We start from the raw sequence: 6,675 nt of genomic DNA on the forward strand, positions 1-6,675 counted from the left end.
CCACGGTTTGACGCCACGAATCGCAGATTTGAAAGTGAACAGGAAAGTCAATGAAATCAACGATCTACCAACACCACCTCCGCGCCAGTGCTAGCTTTTCGTACCGTCACTTATTGCACTGAAAACGAGGAGACCCCGGCAAGTGCACAAGCATGGTCAAGCGGCTTGTGCGCTCGACCAGCGTGCCAATCGCTGATCGTCCCAAACCGATGATCAAGTCCCCCTCCCAATGTCCTGGTACTTTGCGATCTTCTATCTCGAACGGTCGATTGCAGATCATTACTTCTTCACTGACATGAGCCCACGCTTTAGCTTGGCACCTTGCCCGAGGAACACGTAGCGCCCGCCCGGTGCGCAGATAACTGACCGTCTCTCGCTTGAGGGCACCTCGACCCTGGATGTACAGGGCTTGGTAGATGGCTTCGTGTGAGATGCGCATCGATGGATCATTTGGAAAGTCCAGCCGTAATCGGTTCGCAATTTGCTGTGGAGACCAACCTTTGACCCACTTGCGATCACAGCGGTGGGGCTTGTTGCGGCCAATGAACGCCGCTTGCTGGGGACCGGCAACTTCCCACCCTTGCACATCGTAAATGGAGCCTTCCAAGCGTTCTTGGACATATTCACGCAACCGTGGATTCGTTACCAGCTTGGATGGTTTGGGGCGTTTGGCCACAAGTTCTGCTTTCCACTGCGCAACGGATGCTCGATATTCCAACTTGCCCCCGCGAGTCGCCGCATTGCGTGTCAGCTCCCTCGATACAGTAGAAGGACTTCGGCCAATTCGACGAGCAATCTCCCGCACGCCAATATCCTGCGCACGAAGTAATCCGATCTCTTCTCGTTGGTCAAACGACAGATACCTGTTGGATACAGGCTTGGACATAAACAATGGCATGCCGCCACGATGCCTGAACCAACGAGCCCCAACCGCCTGTGATGCACCAACAGCTTCGGCTGCTTTCTCACTGGTGATGCCCTTGGCGATCTGAAGCCAGAACTGACGCTCGATCTCTCGTCGATGTGACGGAGCACCAGGAGATCGCATGGCGTCTCTGCCAGTAAATTGCTTCATCCATCCTGCGGGACGTCCCATAAACACCTCCTGATTAAAGGTGTTGCAACGACCGGTTGAATCCACCTTGGCTGCCTTGATCTGAATGATGGATGACCGCTCCTGGCCTGCGGGTGTGCAGCGCCATGTTGAGCGCCGAGAGGACAAGGTCTGCAGTCATCTGCACCCCAAAGGCCCAGCCCACCACCTTGCGGCTGCAGGCATCGGTGACCACGGCCAGGTACAAAAACCCTTCCCAGGTCGGCACGTACGTCATATCGGCCACCCACAGCTCATTGATGTCTTTGGCGACAAACACCCGCTTGACCAGATCGGGTGCGGGGCGCTGGCGCTCGTTTCGCTCGGTGGTGACGCACCAGGCTCGCCGGCGGCTGACGCCCTGGATACGCATCGCCCGCATGAGGCGGGCGATGACCCCTGTATCGGCTAACTCGGCACGAATGCGGGGCATGCCGTATGTTTCGTCGCTGGCGCGGTGGGCCCTGCGGATGTGCTCGCTCAAGACCATGTTCGCTTGCGCCCGCTTGCGCCCGCTTGCTCAGCGGACGATCCCGCCAGTCGTAATACCCGCTGGTGGAGACCTTGAGCGTTTCACACAGGGCGCGCACGGGTAGTTCGGCCTGGTTTGCTTTCACGAGCCGGTAGACGTTATGGACGTCTTCTCGCTCTTGCCGGCAAACCAGGCCGTAGCCTTTGCCAAAATATCACGCTCCATCTGGACCTGGCGCAGCTTGCGCCGCAGCTCGATCAACTCCTGGCGTTCAGCCGCATTGAGTGGCCCCTGCGAAACATTGCCTTTGGGTGGTGGCAGTGCCGCTGCCACGCCCATTGGGCTCAGCCGCACCCACTTGGCCACTGTTGTGGCGTGCAGGCCGAACTCTTTCATCGTTGGCACTGCGGCCTGCATGTACCAACTCAATAAGTTGCTGGCGGAACTCCGGCGCGTACGCCGTTCGGTATTTGCTCATCTCGAACTCCTTCGGTTTGAACCATAAGGTGTCCGTGAAATGGGGTCAACTCCAACTCCAGTTCACTCCGATCGGGGTGGCCACTACCGCTGGCCAGGCTGGCTCTCAAGAATGAGTGACGCAAACCTTACTCGCTCGATGTCTCGCAAGGCCTGCTCACCTGACAACGCGGCCTGCGAAGGCTTCTTCGGTAGGCTGAAGACCGAACTGTTCTATCCTCGGGACTGGAAGAGCCCCACCGTTGAGCAATTCTTTGAGGTGGTCGATTCCTACATCCGCTGGTACAACGAGAAGCGGATCAAGATCTCTCTCAGCTCTCTCAGCCCCATTGAATACCGTGTGAGCCTAGGGCTAGGGGCATAAAACCAGTCCAATTTTTTATCCGCACCCCCCAAGGAATACCGTATCTCTTGACAGCGTGAGAAGTCCCTGTAGGGGCAAGGTCACAAGTTTGGCGGCGGCCACGGGCCATCCCAGCGCGGATACCGGCCCCAGGCCCGCGTAACCAAAAAATGTCTGGCTCCTAAACACAATCTGTCTTGGACAGCATGGAAGTCACGATGCTGTAATAGTTTCACTTCAACAGCACCGTTTGACATGACCACCACGCCCCCCTCCCCTGTTTCCGATGCCGAGTTTTTTCACGAGCGCGGGTTCGGGTTTCCCATTGGTTTTGGCGCCAGACCGGTGCTGCTGGTGGTGGACCTGACCAAGGGTTTTACCGATGCGAACCGCCCGCTGGGCGCAGACCTGACAACGCAGATCAGGGCGACGAATGCCTTGCTGGATATCGCGCACCAGAAAGACATCCAGGTCATTTTTACGAGTGTGCGTTATGACGATGCACAGCTGCGCGATGCGGGTGTCTGGGCGCTCAAGCAAAAAGGCACGGCCAGCCTGATGGCGGCGGGTGACGGGCATGAAGTGGACCCGCGGCTGGCTATGGGGCCGCGTGATGCCTTGATATACAAAAAATATGCGTCCTGCTTTTTTGGAACGGACCTGGTTTCACGGCTAGTCAGCGCGAGGGCCGACACGCTGATCATTGTGGGCACGTCGACCAGCGGCTGTGTGCGGGCCAGCGCGGTGGATGCGTGCCAGAACGGCTTCCGGCCCATGGTGGTTCGCGAGGCGGTAGGCGACCGTTCTGTGGCGGCGCACGACCAGAGCCTGTTCGACCTGCAGGCCAAGTATGCCGACGTGGTGTCGCTGGAGGCCACGCTGGCGTATTTGCGCACCATCGAGGCCCCGGTAACTCTGGCTGCATAAAGCGGCGTTTTTTCCTCTTCTTCTTCATTCTTCTTCTACAACTTCCTTCCACTTTTTTTCTTTCAGAGGTATGTGTATGCACCCCATGATCCAGAAAACGCTCTTCCTGTTGTGCGCGGGCATTCTGGCCGCAACGCAAGCGACGGCGGCCGACCCCTATCCCGACCATCCTGTCCGTATCATCGACGGCTATTCCGCGGGCGGCGGCACGGACTATGTGGCGCGCTACCTGGCCTCGAAGATGGACGCGGATTTCGGCGGCAGCGTGATTGTGGAAAACCGCCCGGGTGCGAGCGGCCAGATCGGCATGAGTTATGTGGCGAAGTCCAAGCCGGACGGCTACACGCTGATGGTGATCCCGAATGAGCTGTGGTCTGTCGCGCCGCTGCTGTACAAGCGCCTGCCTTTCAACGTGGACCGCGAGCTGACGCCGGTGGCAACCCTGGCCGACATCCCGCTGGTGCTGACGGTGAGCGCCAAGGTGGCGGCGAAGACGGTTCCGGAACTGATTGCGTATGCGAAAGCCAACCCGGACAAGCTGACCTTCGGCACGGCCGGCGCCGGAACCACGCACCACCTCGCGGCGGAGCTGTTCAAGACCATGGCCAAGGTAGACATGGTGCATGTGCCTTACAAGGGCACCTCGCTGGCCGTGAACGATTTGCTGGCGGGCCAGATCGACATGGTGTTCTCGCCGATCACGGCCGTGCTGCAGCACATCAAATCTGGCAAACTGAAGGCCCTGGGCGTGACCACGAAAAAACGCGTGTCCGCCCTGCCCGACACGCCGACGATTGCCGAATCCGGCCTGCCGGGTTATGAAGGCAGCGTGTGGGTGTTCTTGGTGGCGCCAAACGGCACACCCAATGAAGTGATTGAAAAGTGGATTGCACAAGCCAAAAAAGTTTTCTCGACCGAAGAAGCCCGCAAAATCCTGGCGGTGCAGGGCGTGGAGCCGCTGAGCCTGACGCGGGACGAGATCAAGCAGCGCAACAAGGAAGACTCGGCGCGCTGGGAAAAAGTGATAAACGACGCGAAAATCAGCATCGAATAAGTGCTGCGCTGTTCCGGCTGAAGGACGCATGGGATTCCATGACGTCCTTTTTTCGTTTTTTCTTTGCTGTGAATTTTTCGGCTGAATACAGGGGACAGGCTTCTTGAACCTCAAGCAACTCCGCTATTTTGTGACCGCGGTGGACCTGTGCAACATTACACGCGCCGCCAAAAAGCTGCATGTGGCGCAGCCGGCGCTGGGCCTGCACATACGCGAGCTGGAAGCGGAGCTGGGAGTGACCCTGCTGCACCGGCATTCGCGCGGTGTGGAGCCCACCGTGGCCGGCCAGCTGCTTTACAGCCGGGCCAACCTGATCTTTGAGCAGCTGGAGCAGACGCGCAAAGACGTGACCCAGCTTCACAACGCCGCGCGGGAGCCGGTGTCGCTGGGGCTGACGACCAGCCTCACGCTGCTAGTGGGCACCCACCTCCAGCTCATGGCCGAGCGTGATTTTGACGACCTGGCCTTCAGCCTGGTGGAAGGGCCCAGCTTTTTCCTGGCCGACGCGATAGAGCGCGAAGAGCTCGACGTGGCCCTGGCCTACGAAATAGAGCCGCGCCCCAAGCTGCTGCTAACGGCGGTGATGGAGGAAGAGATTCTTTTCGTCACCGCGGCCGGCAAGAAAAAAGCCCCGGCGGAGATTGCGATGGAGGAGGTCTTGAACAGCAAGCTCGCGCTGGGCTCGCGAAGGGACATCGGCCGCCGCATCCTGTCGCGTGCCGCGGGTGTGCCGCTGGCCGACCTGAAGGTCGCGTATGAGGTCCAGTCGATCGCCGCGATCCGGGACCTTGTGCTGCAGGGCGAAGCCAGCAGCATCATGCCCTATGGCTCGGTCGCCCGGGAACTTGAATCTGGGCGCCTGGTGGCCAAACGCATCTCGGGATTCCCGCTCAAATCGACGCTGTACATCGTGCGGCGGACCCATTCGGGGAATGAAAAAAGCTGGGAGGCGCACGGCCTAGACCGGCTGCTGGACCGCACTATCGCCATGGTGACGGAGAAGCTGGGGCCTTACGGCATGCGGCTATAGGGTTCTGAAAATCATCTAGCCGGCAACCTGCCCCCATGGGCTGCTGCCGGTTTCGTAGACACCTTGTTAAGGTGTGAAGGTGAAACCGGAGATGGTTATGGAAAAGAAACGGCAATTCAGCCGAGAATTCAAACTGAAAGCTGTAAAGCTGGTCAAAAATCGAGGTGTGCCAGTGGCGCAGGCTGCACGAGACCTTGATGTTCACGAGAACGCACTACGCATATGGATACGCGAACTGGCGGCTGACCCGCAGCAGGCTTTTCCTGGCCAAGGCGTGATGAAGCCCGAGCAGGCCGAAATTGAGCGCCTCAAGAGGGAAAACGCCAAGCTCAGGATGGAGCCCGACCTGGTGAAAAAAGCGGCGGCCTACTTTGCAAGGCAGGCGTTGTGAAGTTCGGCTTTATGGCGAAACACCGAGGAGTCTGGCCGATGGTGATGATGTGTTCGATTACATCAAGAGGTTCTACAACCCGACCCGGCGCCATTCGACGCTTGGCTACGTCAGTCCCATACAGTTCGAGAAAGCTCAAGAAGCTTAGGCCGGTGTCCACAGAACCGGCAGCAGCCCACTGAGTAATCCAAGAATTCCTCCGCACCCCCTATTTTCAAAGAGGATATTGACATGCCAACGGAGTTACTTCAAAAAATTTCAATTAGCCCACTGCCGATGAGGATGCGCGACATTGAAAGCATTGACAAGTTGAGAGTCCTACAGTATGCGGCTAGGCATCACATATTGAATCAGTAGCGTAGCCAGGCGACGATGGTGCCCACCAAGAACTCAAGTGGACACCTCATGGAACACTCCAAAACGCTTGCCCGACGGCCTCACAGCGAGGCGTTCAGGACGCAAGTTTTGAGCGAATGCAGCCAGCCAGGCGCTTCCGTCGCAGCGATCGCACTGGCCCATGGGCTTAACGCCAATCTCGTGCATAAATGGCGCCGCAAGGCCCGCCAGGCGCCGGCGGACGGCACGCGGCAACGGCCCGAATGTGCCGGCTTCGTTGCACTGGCCTTGCCCTGTGCACAGCAGGCCGCACCCGCGCTGCCGGACATTCATATGGAGCTGCGCCGAGGCGCTGCCACTATTGAAGTGCGCTGGCCCGTTGCCGCCGCGGCAGAGTGCGCGGCCTGGCTACGCGAGTGGCTGCGATGATCCGCATCGACGCGCTGTGGCTGGCAACGGCTCCCATCGACATGCGCATGGGAACGGAGCGCTTGCTGGCCCGGGTGGTGCAGGTGTTCGGGGTTGCCCAGGCCCACCATGGATACCTGTTTG

The 6,675-nt window shown here is 59.0% G+C and carries 4 protein-coding genes and 5 pseudogenes; 7 read left to right on the forward strand and 2 right to left on the reverse strand.

The genetic code is table 11. From position 1 onward, the window contains the following. Positions 1-136: 136 nt before the first annotated feature. Positions 137-1,075, reverse strand: a pseudogene (locus ISS20_RS22450) (IS30 family transposase); the annotation flags it as partial. Between the two features lie 67 nt (positions 1,076-1,142). Continuing rightward, positions 1,143-2,043 (reverse strand): annotated as a pseudogene (locus ISS20_RS22455) (IS3 family transposase); the annotation flags it as partial. Between the two features lie 60 nt (positions 2,044-2,103). Between ISS20_RS22455 and ISS20_RS22460 the strand changes: the two are divergent. From ISS20_RS22460 to ISS20_RS22490, 7 genes and pseudogenes are all read left to right on the forward strand, one after another. Beyond that, positions 2,104-2,406 (forward strand): annotated as a pseudogene (locus tag ISS20_RS22460) (IS3 family transposase); the annotation flags it as partial. Positions 2,407-2,640: 234 nt separating this feature from the next. Beyond that, positions 2,641-3,312 carry an isochorismatase family protein gene (locus tag ISS20_RS22465; protein ID WP_059441884.1) on the forward strand — a complete coding sequence of 224 codons (672 nt, stop codon included), beginning with the start codon at positions 2,641-2,643 and terminating at the stop codon, positions 3,310-3,312. Positions 3,313-3,388: 76 nt separating this feature from the next. Continuing rightward, positions 3,389-4,366 (forward strand): tripartite tricarboxylate transporter substrate binding protein, encoded by a 978-nt coding sequence (locus ISS20_RS22470; RefSeq protein WP_291439715.1) that lies wholly within the window; start codon positions 3,389-3,391, stop codon positions 4,364-4,366. Positions 4,367-4,469: 103 nt separating this feature from the next. Further along, a complete protein-coding gene (locus ISS20_RS22475) occupies positions 4,470-5,396 on the forward strand; it encodes a LysR family transcriptional regulator (protein ID WP_059441886.1) in 927 nt (308 codons plus the stop codon). Between the two features lie 97 nt (positions 5,397-5,493). Next, positions 5,494-5,840, forward strand: a pseudogene (locus ISS20_RS22480) (transposase); the annotation flags it as partial. Then, a pseudogene (locus ISS20_RS22485) lies at positions 5,834-5,935 on the forward strand (IS3 family transposase); the annotation flags it as partial. The pseudogenes ISS20_RS22480 and ISS20_RS22485, both read left to right, overlap by 7 nt. Before the next feature lie 257 nt (positions 5,936-6,192). Then, positions 6,193-6,552: a transposase gene (locus ISS20_RS22490; protein WP_059441888.1), complete on the forward strand. Its 360-nt coding sequence runs from the start codon at positions 6,193-6,195 to the stop codon at positions 6,550-6,552. The last annotated feature ends 123 nt before the right edge of the window (positions 6,553-6,675 follow it).

The organism is Acidovorax sp., from assembly GCF_016783915.1.
Taxonomy (GTDB): Bacteria; Pseudomonadota; Gammaproteobacteria; order Burkholderiales; family Burkholderiaceae_C; genus Acidovorax.

Bases quoted from the DNA above. Each gene is read 5' to 3' on its own strand.
- ISS20_RS22490 (WP_059441888.1), top strand. From the start codon at position 6,193: ATGGAACACTCCAAAACGCTTGCCCGACGGCCTCACAGCGAGGCGTTC.
- ISS20_RS22470 (WP_291439715.1), top strand. From the start codon at position 3,389: ATGCACCCCATGATCCAGAAAACGCTCTTCCTGTTGTGCGCGGGCATT.
- ISS20_RS22465 (WP_059441884.1), top strand. From the start codon at position 2,641: ATGACCACCACGCCCCCCTCCCCTGTTTCCGATGCCGAGTTTTTTCAC.